The sequence below is a fragment of the Erwinia sp. PME.40.26/001 genome, assembly GCF_055556675.1.
In genome coordinates this window covers 1-234 of the sequence record NZ_JBVHNP010000450.1, presented here as the reverse complement: position 1 = coordinate 234, position 234 = coordinate 1, and the positions used below count along the sequence as shown (strand labels likewise).

1 protein-coding gene is annotated in these 234 nt (G+C 47.9%); it reads left to right on the top strand.

What is annotated here, in order from left to right; genetic code table 11:
- A partial coding sequence (locus ACZ3HG_RS24935) for a FliM/FliN family flagellar motor switch protein (protein ID WP_465335239.1) occupies window positions 1-234 on the top strand: 234 nt, incomplete at both ends.

Here is a 234-nt window from a genome sequence, read left to right as displayed (position 1 = left end):
CCGGTACGTGACCTGCTCTATAACGCCATTCAGGGCGAACAGGGTGAAAGTGATAAACGCTGGCTGGGCATGTTGCAAAAACAGGTGCAGATTGCAGAAGTTGAACTGGTTGCCAATCTGGCCAATACCCAGATTCCCTTGCAGGATATTTTGCATATGAAAGTGGGTGATGTCATTCCGATTGATATCAAACCCGTCATCACGGCAGAAGTTGATGGCATGCCCTTGTTTAAC